Genomic DNA, 21,592 nt, shown 5'->3' on the forward strand with positions numbered 1-21,592 from the left:
CTGCGCCTAGCGGCAAGCGTCCGTTCCCTAACCGGTCGCTTCCCGTCAGGCCTCTTTGATCAAAGAGCCGGGAACGGCCGGGCCCCGCCCGACCCGAACCTGCACCATTCACCGCATTCGTGCGGCGCCGCGATGGCCTGTGCCCGTGCACAGTCCGCGCGCTGCCCCGATGCCGCCGGGAGAAGGGCATGGAGCTTCACCTCGAGCAGTCCATCATCGAGCTGAAGGAGCTGTTGCGTCTGGACGACCGCGACGGGCTCCACGAACTGCTCGACTACATGCGCGTGCAGGATATCGCCCACGCGCTGATGGAGCTGGGCGAGGAAGACCTTATCGCCGTCTTCAACCTGCTGCCTCCCGGCCGCAAGGCGGACGTCTTTGCCTACCTCGACACCGGGCACCAGATCCGCCTGCTGGAGGCCTCCCCGCGCGAGGACGCCCGCTTCATCCTCTCCGAGATGGAGGCGGACGACCTCACCGCCCTGCTGCAGACCCTGGACCCGGACACCCTCCGCGGCTACCTGCGCCTGCTGCCGTTCCGCGCGATCCGCCGCGCGCTCAAGCAGCTCAACTACCCGGAGGACTCGGTCGGCCGCGTGATGTCGCCGGACGTCGTCGCGGTCGATCCCGACTGGACGCTCAAACGCGCCCTGGCCTTCATCCGCCGCAACGCGGACGAGCACTCCAACAACGTGATCTTCGTGGTCGATCAGGACCGCGTGCTGCTGGCCGCCATCCCCATCCGCCACTTCCTGCGCGCCAGCGCCGACAGCCCGGTGCGCGAACTGCTGGGCGAAGCCGACCCGATCACCATCGCCGTCTCCGAACACGCGGTGGAGGCCGCCCGCCGCATCCAGCACTACGACCTGGAGAGCCTGCCGGTGGTCGGCGAGATCGGCGAACTGCTGGGCGTGGTCACAGTGGACGACGTGATGGACCTGATCGAGGCCGAGTCCACCGAGGACTTCCACAAGCTGGGCTCGGTGGGCACCCTGCCGCTGTCCCCGCAGGAGGCCAGCCCGTTCCTGCTCTATCGCAAGCGCATCGGCTGGCTGCTCGGTCTGGTCGCCTTCAACACCATCGGCGCGCTGATGATCTCCCAGTACGAGGACATCATCGAGGCGGTGGTGGTGCTGGTGTTCTTCCTGCCGCTGCTGATCGCCTCCGGCGGGAACGCGGGCGCGCAGAGCTCCACGCTGATGGTGCGCGCCATGGCCACCGGCGAGGTCACCGCGCGCGACTGGCTCCGGCTTTGGGCCAAGGAGATGGGCGTGTCCCTGACCCTCGGACTCAGCATGGGTGTGGCGGTGTCGCTGGTCGGGCTGTGGCGCGGCGGGCCGGAGATCGCGCTGCTGGTCGCGCTGTCGATGACCATCATCGTTACCGTAGCCAGCATCCTCGGCATGCTGCTGCCGGTGGTCCTGAACAAGTTCCGCCTCGATCCGGCGACCGCCAGCGTACCGCTGGTCACCTCGCTCGCCGACATCGGCGGTATCCTCATCTACTTCACGCTGGCCACGGCCCTGCTCGGCCTGGCAATCCCATAGGACCTCCCGGATGAGCCCGACCGAACCGGATCTCGACACCCTGCCCCAGGCCCTGCAGACCGCGCTGACCGCGCCCACCGCCGAGGCCCTGCAGAGCCTGTGCGCCGAGCACGCGGCGCCGGATCTCTCCGACGCGCTGGAGGCCCTGCCGGCCCAACAGATGGAGGCCTTCTTCCAGCGCCTGGATGTCGAGTGCACCGCGGATATCTACGCCCACCTGGAATCGGATCATCAGTCCCGCGTGTTTCAGGCGCTGGACGACGAGCACGCCAGCCGCCTGGTCGCGGCCCTGTCCTACGACGACGCGGTCTCGGTGATCGACGGGCTGGAGGACGAACAGGCCGAGTCCCTGCTCGAGACCCTCCCGGACGAAGACCAGGAGGCCCTGGAGACCCTGCTCGGCTACCCGGAGGAGAGCGCCGGGCGCCTGATGACGCCCGAGTTCGCCACGGTCCAGCCCGACTGGTCGGTGGCCGAGGCCATGGACCACCTGCGCGAACAGAGCGACCTGGCCGAGACCATCAACACCATCTTCGTGGTCACGCCCACCGGCGAACTGCTCGGCTGGGTGCGCCTGAAGGGGCTGCTGCTGTCGCGCCCCACCACCAGCGTGCGCGAGCGCATGAACACCGATGTCGTCAGCATCAGTGCGGAGGAAGACCGCGAAGAGGCCGCCCACCGCATCAGCCACTACGACCTGGACGTCCTCCCGGTGGTCGACGACAACGGCCACCTGCTGGGCATCATCACCGTCGACGACGTAATGGACGTACTGCGCGCCGAGACCACCGAGGACTTCCACCGCATGGCCGCGGTGGGCGACGTCGTGCTCTCGCTGCGCGATGCCAGCATGCAACTGCTCTACCGCAAGCGCATCGGCTGGCTGGTGATCCTGGTCGCCGTGAACATCCTCTCCGGCCTGGCCATCGCCCACTTCGAGGCCGCCATCGAGACCGTCGTCGCACTGATCTTCTTCCTGCCGATGGTCATCGCCTCCGGCGGCAACGCCGGCGCGCAGGCCTCCACCCTGGTCGTGCGTTCGCTCGCCACCAACGACATCAAGCCCCAGGACTGGTGGCGCCTGGGCGGCAAGGAGATCCTGGTCGCCTCCGCCCTGGGCGCCACCCTGGCCGGTGCCATCTGGCTCTCCGGCTACTGGCTGGGCAGCCTCGAGGTCGCCAACGCCATCGCGCTCGGCATGTTCCTAGTCGTCCTGTTCGGCTCCCTGTTCGGCCTGCTGCTGCCGTTCACCCTCACCCGCCTGGGCGTCGACCCCGCCGTCGCCAGCGCCCCGCTCATCACCTCCGTCGTCGACGTCGTCGGCATCACCATCTACTTCGCCACCGCCGTCGCCATCCTCGGCCTCTAGCTCCCAGCCCCCGCCCCCAACCTTCCCTGTAGGAGCGTGCTCGCACGCGAAGCCCCCGCCCAAAGCCGAACCCGGAAAACGCCGCGAACCTTGCCCCCACATCACCCGGCCGACAGACCTCATCATCCCGGCCCCAGTCACGCCCCCTGGTCATCCCGACCACAGCACCAGCCCCCCGTCATCCCGGCCGTAGCGCAGCGAAGAGCCGGGATCTCCACCGTTCGAACCCCCAAGATCAAGACCCCCGGCCATGACAACCAGAGGCACCCCAGCCCCCAGAGTGACAACGTGCGTCACTTCACATGCCCATTTTTGTCACGTGACACACCCGGGAAGCGTGTGGGCGTGACCCATGCCACAGACCACACCGCGTCCGGGCGCCGTTTTCACGCATTCCCGCGCTCTTGGCACGCCCAATGCATCTCCTCAGACAGCTACCCACGGGGTGGCCGGGCCGAAGGCCCAGCTTTCATCACATCAAGGGAGTATCACCATGCATCAAGCCATGCGTACTGGACTCAGCAAGCCGAAGGCCCAGCAGGGCTTCACTCTTATCGAACTGATGATCGTGGTTGCGATCATTGGTATTTTGGCTGCTATTGCGATTCCAGCCTATCAGGACTACGTCGCTCGCAGTCAAGCTGCTAGCGGCCTCGCAGAAATCACTTCAGCTCGTACAGCCTTTGAAGAAACTTTCCTGCGCGGTGAAGAGCCCACCCTCGAGCCAGACGATGTCGGGTATATCGGTCTCGAGTCTGACACGAGCGCCTATGGGACGATAAGTCTTGCATACAGTACGGAAGAGGACGGTGACAATTTCATCAGGATCGTACTAGACCAAAACGTGGCCCCCGCATTAACGGCGATCGAATTACTCTGAATCGTGATGACGATGGTCGGTGGACCTGTGAAACCGACCTCGACGCCAAATTTCGGCCTGGTAACTGCGTAGCAGAGTAACCCCAGATCGAATAGGATGAGGTAACGGGTAAGCACACCCACTCAGAGGGTAAGGACACCCACTCAGTACTAAAGCCCCGGCCATCGTGCCGGGGCTTTTTCGTTGCGACTTTGTGGTGGTCAAGTGATTTCGGACACCGCGTTAGGTGGGTTGGCTGCCGTTGGTTGCTCGTAGACGCTGGGAGGCAGGTAGCCCAGCGTCGAGTGGATGCGAACGGTGTTGTAGAACCAGCCTCTGGGACACCCACTTCGTTGACATACTCTGGGACACCCATTTTGTTGTCATAAGCCGGATTCGCCGAAGCAATCGGCCGCAAGCCCCGCGTCTGCAACCCGTCCCCCGAACCTCGGACAAACCCACCTTGCTCGCCCCGCTCTAACGGAACCCTGGAACGCGGTTTCGCTACGCCCTGAAAAACTCCAAGGCATTCACTATCCTAACGACAGGAACGTAACGAACCTGCGTTGCTGCAAGACCTACTCCACGGAAGGAGCCCATCATGACCCAACCCCGCTCGACCCTCGTCTCTCTGGATGACACGCCCTGGTACCACGTCGTTTCCCGCTGCGTCCGCCGCGCGTTTCTGTGCGGGCACGATGCCCACTCCGGGCGATCCTTTGAGCATCGCCGCGGCTGGATCGCCGATCGTCTGAAACAGCTTGCGTCTGTGTTCGCCGTCGATATCGCGGCCTATGCCGTGATGAGCAACCACTTCCATATCGTTGTGCGGGTGGACGAGGCGCGCGTCGAGCGCCTGGAGCGCGACGAGATCCTGCGTCGCTGGACGCAGCTCTTCTCGGGGCCGGTGATGGTGCAGCGGTATCTGGCCGATCCACAGCGGCTCGGTGCGGCCGAGATGAAGATCGTGGATGCCTGGGTGGAGACGTACCGCTCCCGACTCGCTGACCTGTCGTGGTTCATGCGCGTGCTGAACGAGTCGATCGCCCGCCAGGCGAACGCCGAGGACGGCGTGACGGGACGTTTCTGGGAGGGGCGCTTCAAGAGCCAGGCCCTGCTCGACGAGCAAGCGGTTCTGACGGCCATGGCGTACGTGGACCTGAACCCGATCCGGGCCGGGATGGCCCCCACGCCGGAGGCCTCCGAGTACACCTCGGTCGCGGAACGGCTTGCCGTGCTGCGCGCGACGTCCGGGGATAGAACAACGGTAGCCGAACGCGCCGCCGCCGATCCTGCGGTTCCAGGCGACAGCACTGCGCCGGGACACACCAACGCTACGAGATTCGACACACGAGCGAACCGGTCACGATCCGTTCCGCACCAAACAGAATCCTTGCAGCCGGAGACGGTCCTGGACCACCTGGTCAGCGCCCCGCTACTTCCATTCGACGCCACTGGCCGCGCGGAGTGCGCCGTGCCCTTCGGCTTCGAGGACTATCTGGAGCTCGTGGAGGCGACGGGGCGCGTCATCCGCGAGGACAAGCGCGGCTTCATCCACGATGGCACCCCGCCCCTGCTGGCACGTCTGGGCATTGATCCCGATCAGTTCATCCGTGCGGCCAGCCGCATGTTGCAGCAATTCGGCAGCGCCATCGGAACACCGACCCATCTCACGGCCCGGTGCGATGCCCGCCAAACACGCTATCTGCGAGGCATGGCGACCGCCCGGCAGCTCTTCCCTCGGTTGGCAGCCTGATCCCGCCCCCCGGAACCAAGACCAGCCATTGGCCCAGCAATGATTTTGTACATACAATAATCAAATGGCGATTGAGTTCGACGCGGACAAGGATGCCGCGAATCAGGCCAAGCACGGGGTCTCACTCGCGCTGGCCGCGAGCCTGGAGTGGGAGACCCTTCTGGCCATGGAGGATCGTCGAAAGGACTACGGCGAATGTCGCATGCTGGGATACGCCCTGATGGGTGATCGCTTGTACTGCGTCATCTTCACGGACCGAGAGAATGTTCGAAGAATCATCAGCCTGCGCAAGGCGAATAACCGAGAGATCAGTCGTTATGTCCAGATCGTTGACGCTACGTAATGGCCGTCGGGTCTTGCTGAACAACCCGGAAGAGGAAACGGCGATTGAGGCCGGCATCGAAGCGGACCCGGAGACACGCGCGCCCGACGAGGAAGAAGCGCGGGCACTGCGGCGCCCCGGCCGCCCCCCAATGGATGTCACCAAGGAACGGATCACGATTCGCCTATCGCCGGAGGTTGTGGAGGCCTTCCGCGCGACCGGAAAGGGCTGGCAAACCCGCATGGATGGTGCCCTGAAAGAATGGCTCCGGGAGCATCATCCAACGACGAAGTCCTGAATTGCCGACGCATCGCAGGACGCCAGGTGTTGGACCCTTGATCACTCCCCTCGGATCCGCCCCCTGCACAGCCTTAAAGCCCGACGCGCTATCGAGTGAAACCGACCCGCGAAGTCACACTCGCACCCCGTACTGTTCGATCTCCGAACGCAACGTCTCGCTTGCCGCGCTGATATCCACCAGGTCAAAGCTGTACAGCGCCGGAAGCTCCTCGGTGCGCTCACGAAGTCGGCCCCAATACTGGCTTGTTGCCTTCCCCGAAGGGATCACAGCTAGGTCGATATCGGAATGCGGCCGGGCGGTTCCCTTGGCTCATGAACCGAACCAAATCACTTCAGACGCCCCCCCCCAAAGCTCTTCCCTCTCAATCTCCGCCGCCTCGGATGCCAAACCCGTGACGCGGTTCAGGGCCAACTGCGCATCCTGATCATGGGCTGCCGTCACGCGGAAAGTCATCCATCGACCAATCACTCAACTGGGTACGAATATAGCATCCGTCCGGGCTTCACTCGCCGCCTACTCCAGGCGCTCACGCCTGGCTAGATCACCTCGCCGCTCAGAAACTCCCTCACCACACGATTAGCGAAACAAATCAGCGGCTGGCGCCGGGCGGTGGAGCAGGAAGCCCTGGCCGATGGCGCAGCCTTCCTGCAGCAGGAAGGCGCGCTGGGGCTCTTCTTCGACACCCTCGGCGATGAGGTCCAGCTCCAGGGCGGCGGCCAGCGCGATGATCGCGCGGATGATCGACTCGTTGTGGCGGGAATGGCCGATGTCGCGCACCAGCGACTGGTCGACCTTGAGGCGGTGCAGCGGCAGGCGGCGCAGGTGCGCGAGATTGGAGTAGCCGGAGCCGAAGTCGTCCATGGCCAGACGCACCCCGAGGCTGTCCAGCCGACGCAGGACCGCCAGGGCGCGCTCGGGGTACTCCATGATCATGGTTTCGGTCAGCTCGACCTCCAGGCGTTCGGGCGCGATGGCGAAGCGCCCCAGGGTCTCGCGTACGGTGGTGACGAGTTGCTCGTCGTGCAGCTCGCGCGCCGACAAGTTTACGGCGATCAACGGGACGTTCCGGCCCGCCTCGTCCCAGGCTGCGAGCTGGCGGCAGGCCGCCTCCAGAACCCAGCGATCGATCGCCTGGATCAGACCGGTCTCCTCGGCCAGCGGGATGAACTCCGCGGGGGATACCATGCCCCGGTGCGGATGGTTCCAACGCACCAGGCTCTCGACCCCCACGCACTCGCCACTGGCCAGGTTGAATTGTTGCTGGAAGTGGAGCACGAACTCGTGGTTGACGATGGCCTGCCGCAAGTCGTTTTCCAGGAACAGCCGATGCTCGGTCAGGGTGCCCATCTCGGCGTCGTAGGCGCACCAGCTGTCTCCTCCCCGGCGCCGCGCATCCTGCATCGCCAGCTCGGCGGCGGTCAGGAGCTCTTCGCGCGTCTGGCCGTCGCCGGGGAAACGTGCCACACCGACACTCGCCGTGAGCACCAGCGCGCGCCCCGCGATCTCGAAGGGGGCCCGCAGGGTATCGATCAGTGACTGCACGAAGGTGCCCAGGGCTTCCACGGGCGGGCTCTCGATGATCAGGCAGAACTCGTCGGCACCGATGCGGGCTACCGTGTCCTCGGGCGACAGGGCCTGGCTCAGGCGCTGTGCGATGCCCTGCAGCACGGTATCCCCCGCCGCGGTCCCCAGGGTCTCGTTGACGTTGCGGAAGCGGTCCAGATCCATCAGCACAACCCAGCGCGCCTCGCCGTCCGCCATGGCGCGTTCCACCGTGTGTCCCAGGCGATCCTGCAACAGGGCGCGATTGGGCAAGCCGGTACGCACATCGTAGTGCGTCATCTGCCGGAGCTGTTCCTTCTGCTCCATGCTGGCGGTCAGGTCGGTCCAGCTGCCGACGATTTCCTGCCCGCCGCGCACGTTATCGCTCGCCACCACGCGTATGTCGTCACGCACGTGGCGCAGCTTGCCCCAGCCGTCGAACAGGCGAAACTCGCGCACGATCTCGCCATCCTCAAGGAGGCGTTGATTCTCGCGCAGCGCATTCGCTCGGTCCTCGGGGTGCAACTGGTGTTCCCACCAACCAGGACGCATCGCGTTCGCAGGTTCAATCCCGAACAGGCGCTGCAGATTGGGGCTAACCCACAAGGGCTCGAAGGTACGGGCGTCGAGCTGGTAGGTCACCGCAGGTCCGCTGTCCAGCACGTGCTCGAGACGCTGGTTGACCGCCCTTAGCTCACTGGTACGCAGACGCACCTGCCAGCGCAGGAACACGCCCATCACCGCCAATAGCATTACCAGAGCCAGCGCTGCGAGCAGAGTCCACATCACCCAGCCCGGTAGCCCCGGTTCGCCCTGCGCGAGCAGCGTGGCCTCAAGGGCCTCCTGGTAGGGCGAGCCCGCCAGGGGCTTCCAGCGCTCCAGATAGGCGTCGATCAGTGCCAGACGCTCCGCCTGCGCCCCCGGCGCGGCCGCGTAGTGCAGACCCACCTGGCCGAAGGTGATCGGCGTCTCCACCAGCCCGTAGGCGCGGGCGTGCTGGCGTCCGTAGAAGTTATTGCTGACGGCGGCATCGGCTTCGCCGGCCGGCACCGAGGCCAGCACCGCTGGGAGATCGCTGTAGGGAACCAGTTGGTACTCGAGACCCGGGTCGCCGATTTGTTGCCGGCGCAGGTGGCTTTCCTGCACCGAACCCTCCAGCACGGCAATGCGCCGCGGACCCAAGGACTCCAGACTGCTGAACCCCGACTGCGGGAACGCGTATATCTGGCTCCAGCCCTGGACGACCGGAATCTGGTGAAACCCGAAGAACGCCTCGCGCGTGTCGGTCCGGGCCACATCGGGCATCAGATCCAACCGGCCTTCGCGCAGATCGGCAAGGCATTGCGACCATTGGCATGGGACATACTCGATCTGCCAGTGCTCCCGACGGGCGATCGAGTCCAACAGGCGGACGAACAGGCCGTCGGCCTCCCCGTGCTCGTCCACGCTGACCTTGGGCGCGTTGTCGTACACGCCCACGCGCAAATCCGGCGCGGAGGCCGCGGAGGACGGCGCCCAGGAGGCAAGCAGCAGGCCAACAAACGAGAGGCTGAGGAATACGCGCAGGTCCCTCGATCGCCTCCGGAGGGGCCGCCGCGTTCGAGGCGATTGGGAGCAATCCGTTGCGCGCACGACACTCTCTTGGAAAGACCGACATCCGCATAGTGCCATGCTCGGCCCATTGATGCGCGTCGGATACCACGCCTTCTTGGCTCCGCACCCCAATAGCTGGATCCAGGCGCGCGGCGTCATCCAAGAAGGACCCGATTGCGCCCCTCCTCCTTGGCGCGGTACATCATCTTGTCGGCACGTTTCAGGACCGCATCCAGGCTGTCCTGCGGGCCGAAGCTGGTTACACCGAACGAGGCCGTGACGCGAACCCCGGCGATCGGTTCGCGGGCAATCGCTTCCCGACAGCGCTCGGCAAGTTGCAGGGCGCCCTCGCGGCCGATCTCCGGCGCCACAATGAGGAACTCCTCCCCTCCCCAGCGAGCGACGGAATCCGGCTCGCGCACCGAAGATCGCAGGATTCGTGCAATGCCGGCGATCACGGCATCGCCGATCGCATGACCATGGGTATCGTTTACCGCCTTGAAGTGATCGATATCCATTCCGATCACAGCGACCGGCACGCCGTAGCGCCGGACCGAGGCGGCATGCCGCTGCAGCACGGACTCGGCCGCCCGCCGGTTGGCCAGACCGGTCAGGGGATCGGTCTGCGCCGCCTGTTCCAGCGCCTCGCTGCGCACCAGAGCGTCTTTGACGGTATCGCGCATGGAGGTCGCGACACTGGCCAGGGCCAACAAGACAGCCAGAAACAGATGCACCCGCACCAGATAGACGCCCGCATCGCGCGAAAGCTCGCCACGCAGCCACTCCCCTGCGGCACCGGAGGCGGCAATCAGGGTGGCAACCACGAGGATGGCCACTCCGGCCCGAAACCCCCGGCGATGCTCAAGCATCACGAACGCGGCCAGGATCACGATTCCAACCGCCCAGTAATGCCCGCCGGCCAGCACCAGAAGGTGCTCGTCCAGGGGGCCGCCCGCGTGGAAATGCCATGCGAGACGACTGAGAATCATCATAGCCACCATCGCCAGCATCCAGGCTTCCAGCCGCGGCAAGGCCTTTGGTGCCCGCCACACCGCTACGAACAGCGCGGCCAGGACGAACGCAAACAACGGATAGAGATACGCGAGGTAGACATCCCCCGGTGTGCGAACGGCCCAACTGAGCAGGAAGATCGCGATACCGGCGGGCAATACGACGAGATATACCCCCCGCTTGCGGGCCTCCACCCGTTCCGCCTCCGCTCGTGCGCTGCCGATCGCTTCGTCCTGCATTCCACCTTTCCTCCTTCAGGCGTCACGAAGATACCCATGATGGGCCCCAGCCTGGCATCCACGCGCCGCCCCGAGGACAACGCTCCCAAAACGCGACTTGATTAGCAACGATCGTCAGCCAGTGGCGGGGCCCATTTGGGGACGTGCATGGCCCGCCCCGGGCCACTTTGATCTAGGCCTCCCCGGGAACATCACCCTCCCGAGCTCCGTTACCCCTGCCCTGTCATCCCGGTCGGAGCGCACCCCGATTGTGATCCCGGCAGTGGCGCCCCTCCCCGTCATCCCGGCCGTAGCGCAGCGGAGAGCCGGGATCTCCACACGCCGTTCTAGCCCCAACGTACGGGTCACTCATACCGTGGAGATCCCGGATAACCGCTGCACGGTTTCCGGGATGACGATGTAGGAGGCGCCTGGAGACCCGGGCCCGCACGGGCCTTGAGCCTGGCTGACGCTCGTTGCTGATCAGGAAACGCGAAAGGCCGCCTCGAGGGGCGGCCTTTCGCGGGTGCTGCAGTGATGGAGGCTGGGGTCGGAATCGAACCGGCGTACACGGATTTGCAATCCGCTGCATAACCACTCTGCCACCCAGCCTGTATCGGGTGGGTTTCGGCCCCACAGATGCTGGCGCACCTCCAGAGGCCGAAACAGAAAACCCCGGCGAACCGGGGTTTCAAAAATCTGTTGGAGCGGGAAACGAGATTCGAACTCGCGACCCCAACCTTGGCAAGGTTGTGCTCTACCAGCTGAGCTATTCCCGCTCTTCGTTATCGGCGCGTATTCTACCGCAGATTGCTCGCAGGTCAATACCCACGGTAGCCAATTGCCTCGGCGCCGTGCACCGCCCGGTCGAATACGACCACCTGGTTGCGCCCGGCGTTCTTGGCCACGTACATCGCCGCATCCGCCGCGCGCGACAAGGCGGGCCCGTCCGTCGCGTCCAGCGGAAACAAGGCGACCCCGATACTGCAGGAGATGTGCACCTCGGTCCCGTCGCAGTTGAACGGGTCCGCCAGCAGGGCTCGGATCTTCTCGCCGATCGCCGCGGCATGCGCCCGGCTCTCCTCCACCGACTGGAAGCGAGGCAGCATCACCACGAACTCGTCGCCCGCAATGCGCGCGGCCACATCACTGTCGCGCAAGGCACCCGACAGGCGCTGCGCCACCAGGCGGAGCAGCATGTCGCCCACCGCATGCCCGTGCTGGTCGTTGACCGGCTTGAATTCGTCCAGGTCCACGAACATCAGCGCAACCTGCTGACCCATTCGGCGAGCCCCCGTGAGTTCGTGATCGAGAATCTGAAAGAACAGGGTCCGATTGGGCAGGTCGGTCAACGGATCGTAATGCGCCAGGCGCTGCATATGCGCCTCGGTCTCCTTGCGCTCGGTGATGTCCCGAGCGATGCCGAGGAACGCCGTCACCCGGCCCGCGTCGTCGAGCACGGGCGAGACATTGCTGGTGTGCCAGCGGTAATGCCCGTCCTGGTGGCGGATGCGGTACTCGATGCCGCTTTCCTTCTTCCCGCTGTCCGCAATCCGTTGCAGGAACGCGTAACACGCGGGCAGATCCTCCGGGGCTACGTATTCGTCGATCGAGTGATCGATCGCCGCGCTGACCGGATGGCCGAGGTTCTCCGTCCAGTTGGGCGAGACGTAGGTGAGCACGCCGTCCGGGCGCAGCGAATAGATCACGTCGCTGGCAGTCTCGACGAAGGCACGGAACTGCGCCTCGCTCTGGCGCAGTTCCGCCTCGAGCTCCTTGCGCGTGGTGATATCGGTGGCGAAGCCGGTCCAGATGATCGTGCCATCCGCCAGCCGCCGCGCGGTGTCATAGGCCGACAGCCAGATCACTGTGCCATCGCGGGACTGCATGCGGAACTCCTGAAGCCAGGGCTCCGAGTGCTCGGCCGATTCCATTGAGCTGCGCATCACCGCTTCACGATCCTCGGGATGGATACAGTCCAGCAACGGCGCGGCATCCTTCTTGAGGGCCGCACGATCCACACCGAACCAGCCCTCCACCACTTCACCCACATAGGGAAAGTCGAAGTGCCCATCGGGCGTCCTGCGCAATTGATAGACAAAACCCGGCAGCAGCCCCTGAAGGGCCTCCAGGGTCTGCATGTTGTCAAGATCAAGATCAGAATCGGGCATGGGCAATCCACGCGCAGCACCGGGCAGGTGTCCGCAGTGTAGCCCCAAAGCCCCGGCCGACAAACACGCCGCCCCCTTACTGCGAGCGCGCGGCCGCCAGCATGTACTGGATCATGGAGACCAGGGTCAGGGCGGCGGCCAGGTACAGCAGCCACTCGCCGATCAGGAAGGTGGGCAAGCCAACAATGGGCTCGGCCCACAACAGCAGGAAGATCGCCACCATCTGCGCGGTGGTCTTCACCTTGCCCACCCACGACACCGCCACCTTGGCGCTGCCGCCGACCTCGGCCATCCACTCGCGCAGCGCGGAGATCGCGATCTCGCGCCCGATGATGACGATCGCGGCCAGCGCAATGCCGAGTTCGGGGTTGTGGTCCACCACCAGCACCAGGGCCGCGGCGACAATCAGCTTGTCCGCCACTGGATCGAGGAATGCCCCGAACCGACTGGTCACCTCCCAGCGCCGGGCCAGATAGCCGTCCAGCCAGTCGGTCACGCCCGCCAGGGCGAAGATGATGGCCGCCACGATTCCGCCCTGCGGCATGGACAGGCCGTAGAACGCGAGCACCAGTAACGGGATCATCACGATCCGCGACCAGGTCAGCCAGGTGGGCAATTGGGGAAACATGGCAGTGGCTCAACTCTCGTGAAACTGGTCGTAAATCGCCTGCGCGAGCCGGCGGTGAATCCCCGGCACCTTGGTCAGCTCCTCGACCCCGGCCCGGCTGACCCCGCGCAGGCCACCAAAGTGCTTCAGCAGTGCGCTGCGACGCTTCGGCCCCAACCCCGGGATCGCCTCCAGGGTGGACTCCTTGCGCGCCTTGGCACGGCGGGCGCGGTGCCCGGTGATCGCAAAGCGGTGGGCCTCGTCGCGGATCTGCTGGATCCAATGCAGCGCACCCGAATGCGCGGGGAGTATAGAGGGCGCCTCTACCCCGCTCAATATCAGGGTTTCCATGCCCGCCTTGCGCTCCTCGCCCTTGGCTACGCCCACGACCTTGATGTGGTCCAGCCCGAGGTCGGCCAGCACGTTCAGCGCCTGGGTCACCTGGCCCTTGCCGCCATCGATGAACAGGAGATCCGGTTCCTGCCCCTCGCCCTTCTTGAGCCGTGCAAAGCGCCGGCTGAGCGCCTGATGCATGGCCGCGTAGTCATCGCCCGGTTCGATCCCCTCGATGTTGAAGCGCCGATAATCCGACTTGATCGGCCCTTCGGGCCCGAACACGACGCAGGAGGCCACCGTGCCCTCGCCGCCGGTGTGCGAGATGTCGAAGCACTCCATGCGCTTGGGCGTCTCCTCCAGGCCCAACTCGCTGGTCAGCGCATCCAGGCGCGCCGTCTGTCCCGCCTGGCTGGCAATGCGGGTCTTCAGGGCCAGTTCGGCATTGCGCCGCGCCATGTCCAGCCAGCGTGCGCGGTCGCCGCGCAGCGACCAGGCCAGCCCGACCTTGCCGCCCCGCCGCTCGGCCAGGTAAGCCTCCAGTGTCTTGGCACCCTGCGGCTCGTGCGACAGCAGGATGCGCGCCGGCGGCTCGCGTTCCGCGTAGTACTGCGCCAGCACCGCGGCCATGATCTCGTCGGTCTCGGTCGCCTCCGGCACGTTCGGGAACAGCTCGCTGTTGCCCAGGTTCTGGCCGTTGCGCACGAAGAAGATCTCCACCGCGCAGGTCCCCGCCTCCTGCGCCAGGGCGAATACGTCGGCATCCCCCTCGCCGCCGGAGACGAACTGCTGTTCGGAGATCTGGCGCAGCCGTGCGATCTGGTCACGCAGGCGCGCGGCATGCTCGAAATCCAGACGCGTCGAGGCCGCCTCCATGCGCTCCATCAGCTCCTCGATCACCGCCTCGCTCTTGCCTTCGAGGAACTTGACCGATGCCTCGACGTCGCGCGCGTAGTCCTCCGGCGAGATGTAGCCGACACAGGGCGCGGTGCAACGCCCGATCTGGTACTGCAGGCAGGGGCGCGAGCGATGCGCGAACACGCTGTCCTCGCACTGGCGCACCTGGAAGAGCTTCTGCAGCAGCGCCAGGCTTTCGCGCACCGCGCCGGCCGAGGGGTACGGCCCGAAGTAGCGCATGCCCTTCTTGCGCGCGCCGCGATGGAACCCCAGGCGCGGGTACTCCTGGTTCGAGACGTAGATGTAGGGGTAGCTCTTGTCGTCGCGCAGCAGCACGTTGTAGCGCGGCCGGTGACGCTTGATCAGGTTGGCCTCCAGCAGCAGCGCCTCGGCCTCGGTATGCGTCACCGCAACGCGGATATCCGCGATCTGCCGCACCATCGAGCGGATGCGCGGGCCGCGGTCGTCGCTCCCACGGAAATAGCTGGGCACCCGGCTCTTCAGGTTGCGCGCCTTGCCGACGTACAGCACGTTCCCGGCCGCATCCAGCATCTGGTAGACGCCGGGCGACTGCGTCAGCGTCTGCACAAAGCGCTTGTGATCGAATCCGGTTTCGGAGGTACTCATGATCGTTTCAGGATACCCGAACTCCCCCGCCGCCCGGCATAGCCCGCGTGCGAGCCCGGCGATGTTCGGGCTATCCTGATACTCAGTTTGTCTCTTGCCTCCCGCCCCGGAGGCCAACGTCTCGAGAGGGTCGAACCATGGACATCGCCGAACAGATCTATCAGGAGGCCAAGCGCCTGCCGGAGCCCCTCTCGCGCGAGGTGCTCGATTTCATTGGTTATCTGGAGGCCAAGCACGGTTTGAGTGACACCCCGATCGAAGACCTCAAGAAGGCGCAGGAGACGACACTGGGACCGATTTGGGACACCCCCGAGGACGAGGTCTGGGATGACCGCTGAGCCGGGGGCCATCGTTGCAATCCCATTCCCCTTTTCGGACCTGACGACCCGCAAACGCCGCCCCGTTTTGGTCCTTTCCGAGGTCGATCGCTTCGGAGATTTTGCTGCTCTCGCGGTCACGTCGGCACCGACCCGCACTCATGCGGTCGAAATCACCTCCGAGGTGCTGACAGAGGGTTCTCTTCCCAAAACGAGTTGGGTCCGCTACGACAAGATCTTCACCCTCAGTAGCCGACTGATCACCCATCAGTACGCAAAACTGGGAGAACCAACCTTTGCAGATATCCGCGCCCACTTTTGCCGCCACTTCGGGTGCTGATCGCATAAGTAGTTGACCGCCTCGCCGGCCCCGCCGATTGCCACGGCGCCTTAAGCGCCTCGCAATGACTGGAAGATTTGACCTCCGACGCGAATATCTACGCGAGGTAAGTGCGAATGCGGGCGAAGAGTTCGGCGAACATGGCGGGAGTCAGGCGGCGGGTTTGGGTGTTGTAGCGCGAGCAGTGGTACGAGTCGATCAGACGGGTGTGTGCGTCCAGCTCGTGTTCGGCGCCGTGGCCAAAGCGCAGACTCGACAGCGGCAGGCCCTTCGCGCGCAGGATGGCGTCGTGGGCGATCTTGCCCAGTGCCAGGATCACCCGTGGCTGCATGGCCGTCATCTCGGCGGCCAGAAACCCGTTGCAGGTGCGGATCTCTTCGGTCGTCGGCTTGTTCTGCGGCGGGAGGCATTTGACCGCGTTGGTGATGCGGCAGTCGATTAGCTCCAGATCGTCGTCCGCGCGCACGCTCTCCGGTGCACTGGCGAAGCCGTGTTCGTGCAGGGTCTGATACAGGAGCACACCGGCATAGTCGCCGGTGAAAGGGCGCCCGGTGGCGTTGGCCCCGTGCATACCCGGTGCCAGGCCAACGATCAGCAGCCGCGCATCCAGCGGGCCGAAGGACGGCACGGGCGCGGCGTGATACTCGGGGTGCTTCGCCCGCACATCCTCCAGAAAGCCCGCCAGGCGCGGGCAGGCGCGGCAGTCCGCGGCGAAGATCTCGCTAGGAGGCATCCGGCCACTCGCGATAGGGATTCCGGGCGAGTTCGGTGTTGTAGTAGCGCGGGTCGTGCGAGACCTCCTCGCCCAGCCAGTCCGGACGCGGGAATTCGGCGTCGCTGCTCGGCAACTCCAGCTCGGCCACGATCAGGCCTGCATTGGCGCCCTCGAACACGTCGACCTCGTATTCCCAGCCCTCGACATCCACCCAGTGGCGGGTCTTTTCGACCTGCGGGCCGGCCAGCGTGTCCAGCAGGCGGTGGGCCTCGTCCACGGGGATGTCGTACTGGTATTCGTCGCGTTCCACGCCGAGGGTCGCGCTCTTGATGTTGAGGTTGGCACCGCCCTCGTCCACCCGCACGCGGATGGAGGCACGGTCGTTGCCGCACAGGTAGCCCTGCCGCATGCGCTGCGCACGCACGACACGGTCACGCCAGGCATCACTGGCCAGCAGGAATTTGCGTTCGATCTCGCGGCCCATGCCGAATGCTCCTTGTGTTTCCCCAGGACGCCGAGGACCCTCCCGGTCGATCGCCACGGCGCTGCGCGCCTCGCGATGACGCGTCCGCGGACCCCGGTTACATCCGGATGAGCGCGGAGCCCCAGGTGAATCCGCCGCCAAAGGCCTCGGTCAGGATCAGGTCACCCTTCTTGATGCGACCGTCGCGCACGGCGGTATCCAGCGCCAGCGGGATGGACGCGGCCGAGGTGTTGCCGTGGCGATCCACCGTGACCACGACGTTGTCCATGGACATGTTCAGCTTCTTCGCGGTCGCCTGGATGATACGGATGTTCGCCTGGTGCGGCACCAGCCAGTCCAGCTCGGATTTGTCGATCCCGTTGTACTCGAGGGTCTCGTCGACGATCTGGTCCAGGGTATTCACTGCCACGCGGAAGACGGCTCGGCCTTCCATGCGAATGAAGTCGAGATCCGGGTTGCTGTCCGGCTGCGACACGCCACCCGGAACCTCCAGCAGGCTCTTGTGGTGGCCGTCGGCATGCAGGTGCGTGGAAATGATGCCCGGGTCCGGCGAACGCGACAGGATCACGGCACCCGCGCCGTCGCCCCACAGGATGCAGTTGCCACGGTCGGTGTAGTCGGTAATGCGCGAGAGCGTCTCCGCCCCCACGACCAGCACGTGCCGGATCTCGTCGCTCTGCATGAAGCGGTCGGCAGTGGCCAGGGCGTACACGAACCCACTGCACACCGCCTGGATATCGAAGGCCGGACAGCCCCCCACGCCCAGCTTGGCCTGCAGGATGCACGCGGTGCTGGGGAAGATCTGATCGGGGGTGGTGGTTGCGACCAGGATCAGGTCGAGGTCGGCGGCGCGGATGCCGGCGGCGTCCATTGCACGCTCGGCGGCCTTCAGCGCGAGATCCGAGGTCACCTCGTTCTCGGCGACGATATGCCGCTCGCGGATTCCGGTGCGGTCGCGGATCCAGGCATCCGAGGTATCGACCATCGCCTCCAGCTCGGCGTTGGTCAGGATGCGCTCGGGCAGGTAGCTCCCGGTCCCGCTGATGCGTGCATGCTTCACTCGCTTGTCTCCTGGCCCAGGAGCTGGCCAAGCTGCTTGTCGATCCGACTCGAGATGTTCGCCTCGGCCTCGATGCGGGCAATGCGGATCGCGTGCTCGAAGGCCAGCTCGTCGGCGCTGCCGTGGCTCTTGATCACCACGCCCTGCAGGCCCAGCAGCGAAGCGCCGTTGTAGCGGCGGTGGTCGAACCGATGACGGATCCGGCGCAGTACCGGCAGTGCGAACAGGCCGGACAATCGAGAAAACACCGATGCATCGAACTCCGCCTTCATTTTGGAGGAGATCATCTTGGCCACGCCTTCGCTGATCTTCAGCGCGACGTTGCCGACAAAGCCGTCACAGACCACCACGTCCACGTCGCCACAGTAGACATCGTTCCCCTCGACGAAGCCGATGTAGTTGAGGCTGGATTCTTCCAGCATGCGGCCGGCCTCGCGCACGCGGTCATTGCCCTTGATCGCCTCGGAGCCGATGTTCAGCAGGCCGACCCGCGGGGCCTCCAGGCCGTCCACCGCATTCGCCAGCACCGATCCCATCACCGCGAACTGATACAGATGCGCGGCCTCGACATCCACATTGGCGCCCAAGTCGAGCATGTGGGTATGCCCGTTCATCGACGGCAGGGCCGTGGCGATGGCCGGACGATCAATGCCGGGGAGGGTCTTCAGGACGTACCGCGCAGTGGCCATCAGACCACCCGTATTGCCGGCGGAGACGCAGGCCTGGGCCGCCCCGTTCTTCACCTGGTCAATGGCGACCCGCATGGAGGAGTCGCGCTTGGTACGCAGGGCCACGGCCGGCAGCTCGTCCATGCCGACCACCTGGCTGGCATGCACCATCTCGACCCGCTCGCGTTCGCTCGCGGACCAGCCGGATATCCCGGACTCGATGGTCTCCTGGTCACCGACCAGCAGCAGGCGGAAATCGTCTGCGACCTTCAGTGAACGGCGCGCAGCCGGAAGGATGACGGACGCACCGTGGTCGCCGCCCATCACGTCCAGTGCGATGGTAAAACTGGCAGTCATGCTCGGGCCCGACGGACGACCGCACAGCGGCCGTATTCAAACGCGGAAAGGCCACGGCGCAAACGCAGCCGTGGCCCCGGGACGGTCATTCCCTGGACCTTAATCTTCGTCTTCGTCGACTTCGACGGCCTGCTGGATCACCTGACGACCGCGGTAGAAACCATCCGGAGTCATGTGGTGACGACGATGGATCTCGCCGGTGGTCGGGTCGGTCGACAGAGTAGCGCCCGTCAGACTGTCGTGGGAGCGGCGCATATCGCGCTTGGAACGAGTCTTGCGGCGTTGCTGAACAGCCATGATGCATCTCCAGATTGATCAAAATCCCGTGGCGACGGGAGTGAGCCCGGTATCAAATCGGGCGCAAGTATAACGGTTCGGCCCGGACAATGCCCCGGCCGGCGCTCACGTCATGAGCCGCCCCGGTCCGGGCCGCCCTTCTTGAGTTGTTCGAGCACCGCGAACGGATTCTCGGCGCCCTCGCCTTCCTCGAATTCGGCCCCGGCGGCGGGTTCGCAGTCCGCATGGCGCGGCACCAGTGGCCACGCCAGCAGGATCTCTTCCTCGACCCATGCTGCGGGGCGCAACAGGCCATCCGCTTCGAGAGCGACAAAGTCATCGCCCTCGCTCATGCCGGCCGGAGTGCCTTCCGGTGGCAGCAGCACGGCATCCGGTTCGAGGCGGAATTCCCATGCCATCGGCTGCAGGCAGCGCTGACAGGTCTGCCACAGCTCGCCGGTAATCGTCCCGCTCAGCCGTATCTCGTCCAGCGCCCCGCGTTCCAGCTGGAATTGCGCGTGCACCCGCAACGGGTGTCCCGGCAGGGCATCGGCACGCAACCGCGGCAGCTCTTCCGCACGCAGGTCACCCTCGAATTCCAGGTGCCGCGCACGTGGTTGCCACGGGTCAAGAGAAACGGGGATGCGACTCATAAACGGCTCGGTTGCAAGGGCGCGGAATATACGCGCGCGAGGGCGATCTGTCAAAGCGAAACAGAAACTTGCAGCCGCCCCAAACGACGTCGATACTCGGGTTGTCATCGACCTGCCCGGGGCCTTCCGTTTGATTCGCAAGCTGCTCATTGCCAACCGGGGCGAAATCGCCGTGCGCCTGATCCGGGCATGCAGCGAACTGGGGATCATCTCGGTCGCCGTCTATACCGATGCCGACCGCCACGCCCTGCACGTGAAGAAGGCCGACGAGGCCTACGCCATCGGCCCGGACTCCATGGGCGGGTACCTCAGCATCCATCGCCTGATCAGCGTCGCGCGCGCCGCCGGCTGTGACGCGGTGCACCCGGGCTACGGCTTCCTTTCCGAAAACCCCGACTTTGCCGCGGCCTGCGCCGCCCGCAATCTGATCTGGGTCGGCCCGGATGCGTCGGTGATCCGCCGCATGGGCGACAAGGTGGCCGCGCGCCGGGCGATGATCGAGGCCGGGGTGCCGGTCACACCCGGCTCGGAGGGCAACCTGGAGGGCGTCACCGCAGCGCTGGAGGTGGCCGACTGCATCGGCTACCCGGTGATGCTCAAGGCCACCAATGGCGGCGGCGGACGCGGCATTCGCCTGTGCGAGGATGCCGCCGCTCTGGAACACAACTTCGAGCGCGTGCGCTCCGAGGCCACCCGTGCCTTCGGCAGCACCGAGATCTTCCTCGAGAAGGCCGTGGTCAATCCGCGACACATCGAGGTGCAGATCCTCGGCGATGCCCACGGCCATGCGATCCACCTGTTCGAACGCGACTGCTCGGTGCAGCGCCGCCACCAAAAGCTGGTGGAGATCGCCCCTTCGCCACAACTGGACGAGGCGCAGCGCCAGTATCTGGGCGAGTTGGCGGTGCGCGCCGCGCTCGCCGTCGGCTACCAGAACGCCGGCACCGTCGAGTTCCTGATGGACGCGGATGATTCGTTCTATTTCATGGAAATGAACACACGACTTCAGGTAGAACATCCAGTTACCGAGATGATCACCGGGGTCGACATCGTGCAGGAACAGCTGCGCATCGCCGCCGGCGAGCCGCTGCGCTACGAACAGTCGCAGATCACCCGCCGCGGCTATGCGATGGAGTTCCGCATCAACGCGGAAGACCCGAAGAACGACTTCCTGCCGAGCTTCGGCCGCATCACCCGCTACTTCGCCCCGGGCGGCCCGGGCGTTCGCACCGACGGGGCCATCTACACCGGCTACACCATCCCGCCGCATTACGACTCGATGTGCGCCAAGCTGATCTGCTGGGCCCTGGAGTGGGACGACCTGCTGGCCCGCGCCAATCGTGCCCTGCGGGACATGGGCGTGTTCGGGGTCAAGACCACCATCCCGTTCCACCTGGCCATCGTTGACCACCCGACCTTCCGCAGCGGGCACTTCGATACCGGGTTCGTCGCGGCCCACCCGGAGCTGACGCACTTCCCCGGCAAGCGCTCGGACCGCCAACTGGCGGTGGCCGTTGCCGCAGCCCTCGCCGCCCACCACGGGTTATAACCCCGGCCACCGGACTGACC

20 protein-coding genes, 2 tRNA genes and 2 pseudogenes are annotated in these 21,592 nt (G+C 65.5%); 10 read left to right on the forward strand and 14 right to left on the reverse strand.

The genetic code is table 11. The features are described from left to right. Positions 1 to 188: 188 nt before the first annotated feature. The 7 genes and pseudogenes from mgtE (TVD_RS08450) to TVD_RS08475 all read left to right on the forward strand — a co-directional run bounded on the left by mgtE (TVD_RS08450) (position 189) and on the right by TVD_RS08475 (position 6,151). Entirely contained in the window at positions 189 to 1,547 is a 1,359-nt protein-coding gene (gene mgtE / locus TVD_RS08450; protein ID WP_018950851.1) for a magnesium transporter, read from the forward strand. Between the two features lie 10 nt (positions 1,548 to 1,557). Beyond that, positions 1,558 to 2,916 (forward strand): magnesium transporter, encoded by a 1,359-nt coding sequence (mgtE, locus tag TVD_RS08455; RefSeq protein WP_018950850.1) that lies wholly within the window; start codon positions 1,558 to 1,560, stop codon positions 2,914 to 2,916. A gap of 493 nt (positions 2,917 to 3,409) precedes the next feature. Beyond that, positions 3,410 to 3,569, forward strand: a pseudogene (locus TVD_RS14925) (prepilin-type N-terminal cleavage/methylation domain-containing protein); the annotation flags it as partial. An 8-nt stretch (positions 3,570 to 3,577) separates the two neighbouring features. Next, positions 3,578 to 3,876 (forward strand): annotated as a pseudogene (locus TVD_RS14930) (pilin). Between the two features lie 500 nt (positions 3,877 to 4,376). Continuing rightward, positions 4,377 to 5,531 carry a transposase gene (locus tag TVD_RS08465; protein WP_047251356.1) on the forward strand — a complete coding sequence of 385 codons (1,155 nt, stop codon included), beginning with the start codon at positions 4,377 to 4,379 and terminating at the stop codon, positions 5,529 to 5,531. Positions 5,532 to 5,595: 64 nt separating this feature from the next. Then, on the forward strand, positions 5,596 to 5,874 hold the full coding sequence (locus TVD_RS08470) for a BrnT family toxin (RefSeq protein ID WP_019562923.1): 279 nt from the start codon (positions 5,596 to 5,598) through the stop codon (positions 5,872 to 5,874). Between the two features lie 13 nt (positions 5,875 to 5,887). Beyond that, the gene (locus TVD_RS08475; protein ID WP_019568665.1) at positions 5,888 to 6,151 is read left to right on the forward strand and encodes a BrnA antitoxin family protein; all 264 of its coding nucleotides are present in this window, start codon (positions 5,888 to 5,890) and stop codon (positions 6,149 to 6,151) included. A 114-nt stretch (positions 6,152 to 6,265) separates the two neighbouring features. On the opposite strand, the gene TVD_RS14760 is transcribed toward TVD_RS08475, so the two are convergent. The 8 genes from TVD_RS14760 to uvrC form a co-directional block, all read right to left on the reverse strand. Next, complete coding sequence (locus TVD_RS14760) at positions 6,266 to 6,421, reverse strand: hypothetical protein (protein WP_018950846.1); 156 nt, start codon at positions 6,419 to 6,421, stop codon at positions 6,266 to 6,268. Positions 6,422 to 6,730: 309 nt separating this feature from the next. Further along, positions 6,731 to 9,175, reverse strand: a complete 2,445-nt coding sequence (locus tag TVD_RS08480) for an EAL domain-containing protein (protein WP_156167538.1) — start codon at positions 9,173 to 9,175, stop codon at positions 6,731 to 6,733. Between the two features lie 269 nt (positions 9,176 to 9,444). Continuing rightward, on the reverse strand, positions 9,445 to 10,539 hold the full coding sequence (locus TVD_RS08485; protein WP_018649972.1) for a GGDEF domain-containing protein: 1,095 nt from the start codon (positions 10,537 to 10,539) through the stop codon (positions 9,445 to 9,447). Positions 10,540 to 11,056: 517 nt separating this feature from the next. After that, positions 11,057 to 11,130 (reverse strand) — tRNA-Cys (locus TVD_RS08490). 91 nt (positions 11,131 to 11,221) lie between these two features. Next, a tRNA-Gly gene (locus TVD_RS08495) sits at positions 11,222 to 11,297 on the reverse strand. 42 nt (positions 11,298 to 11,339) lie between these two features. Further along, on the reverse strand, positions 11,340 to 12,689 hold the full coding sequence (locus TVD_RS08500) for a sensor domain-containing diguanylate cyclase (RefSeq protein ID WP_047251358.1): 1,350 nt from the start codon (positions 12,687 to 12,689) through the stop codon (positions 11,340 to 11,342). A gap of 76 nt (positions 12,690 to 12,765) precedes the next feature. After that, positions 12,766 to 13,317: a CDP-diacylglycerol--glycerol-3-phosphate 3-phosphatidyltransferase gene (gene pgsA / locus TVD_RS08505; protein WP_018144156.1), complete on the reverse strand. Its 552-nt coding sequence runs from the start codon at positions 13,315 to 13,317 to the stop codon at positions 12,766 to 12,768. A gap of 9 nt (positions 13,318 to 13,326) precedes the next feature. Next, complete coding sequence (gene uvrC / locus TVD_RS08510; RefSeq protein ID WP_047251359.1) at positions 13,327 to 15,153, reverse strand: excinuclease ABC subunit UvrC; 1,827 nt, start codon at positions 15,151 to 15,153, stop codon at positions 13,327 to 13,329. Positions 15,154 to 15,290: 137 nt separating this feature from the next. On the opposite strand from uvrC, the gene TVD_RS08515 reads away from it, so the two are divergent. Both TVD_RS08515 and TVD_RS08520 read left to right on the forward strand, forming a co-directional pair. Further along, positions 15,291 to 15,491: a DUF2281 domain-containing protein gene (locus tag TVD_RS08515; protein ID WP_018144158.1), complete on the forward strand. Its 201-nt coding sequence runs from the start codon at positions 15,291 to 15,293 to the stop codon at positions 15,489 to 15,491. Continuing rightward, the gene (locus TVD_RS08520; RefSeq protein WP_018938063.1) at positions 15,481 to 15,810 is read left to right on the forward strand and encodes a type II toxin-antitoxin system PemK/MazF family toxin; all 330 of its coding nucleotides are present in this window, start codon (positions 15,481 to 15,483) and stop codon (positions 15,808 to 15,810) included. Before TVD_RS08515 ends, TVD_RS08520 begins: the two co-directional genes overlap by 11 nt. A 97-nt stretch (positions 15,811 to 15,907) precedes the next feature. Here TVD_RS08520 and TVD_RS08525 read toward each other — a convergent pair whose 3' ends face one another. The 6 genes from TVD_RS08525 to TVD_RS08550 all read right to left on the reverse strand — a co-directional run bounded on the left by TVD_RS08525 (position 15,908) and on the right by TVD_RS08550 (position 20,023). Beyond that, positions 15,908 to 16,543, reverse strand: a complete 636-nt coding sequence (locus TVD_RS08525) for a uracil-DNA glycosylase (protein WP_047251360.1) — start codon at positions 16,541 to 16,543, stop codon at positions 15,908 to 15,910. Then, a complete protein-coding gene (locus TVD_RS08530; RefSeq protein ID WP_018144160.1) occupies positions 16,533 to 17,009 on the reverse strand; it encodes a CYTH domain-containing protein in 477 nt (158 codons plus the stop codon). Before TVD_RS08530 ends, TVD_RS08525 begins: the two co-directional genes overlap by 11 nt. Before the next feature lie 97 nt (positions 17,010 to 17,106). Continuing rightward, positions 17,107 to 18,069 (reverse strand): beta-ketoacyl-ACP synthase III, encoded by a 963-nt coding sequence (locus tag TVD_RS08535; RefSeq protein WP_018144161.1) that lies wholly within the window; start codon positions 18,067 to 18,069, stop codon positions 17,107 to 17,109. After that, complete coding sequence (plsX, locus tag TVD_RS08540; protein ID WP_018144162.1) at positions 18,066 to 19,094, reverse strand: phosphate acyltransferase PlsX; 1,029 nt, start codon at positions 19,092 to 19,094, stop codon at positions 18,066 to 18,068. The genes TVD_RS08535 and plsX overlap by 4 nt, the downstream gene beginning before the upstream one ends. A 99-nt stretch (positions 19,095 to 19,193) precedes the next feature. After that, positions 19,194 to 19,391, reverse strand: coding sequence for a 50S ribosomal protein L32 (rpmF, locus tag TVD_RS08545; RefSeq protein ID WP_018144163.1), 198 nt, complete (start codon positions 19,389 to 19,391; stop codon positions 19,194 to 19,196). Positions 19,392 to 19,501: 110 nt separating this feature from the next. Further along, entirely contained in the window at positions 19,502 to 20,023 is a 522-nt protein-coding gene (locus TVD_RS08550) for a YceD family protein (RefSeq protein WP_018175778.1), read from the reverse strand. Between the two features lie 130 nt (positions 20,024 to 20,153). On the opposite strand from TVD_RS08550, the gene TVD_RS08555 reads away from it, so the two are divergent. After that, the gene (locus tag TVD_RS08555) at positions 20,154 to 21,572 is read left to right on the forward strand and encodes an acetyl-CoA carboxylase biotin carboxylase subunit (protein ID WP_047251361.1); all 1,419 of its coding nucleotides are present in this window, start codon (positions 20,154 to 20,156) and stop codon (positions 21,570 to 21,572) included. The last annotated feature ends 20 nt before the right edge of the window (positions 21,573 to 21,592 follow it).

This window comes from Thioalkalivibrio versutus (assembly GCF_001020955.1).
Taxonomy (GTDB): domain Bacteria; phylum Pseudomonadota; class Gammaproteobacteria; order Ectothiorhodospirales; family Ectothiorhodospiraceae; genus Thioalkalivibrio; species Thioalkalivibrio versutus.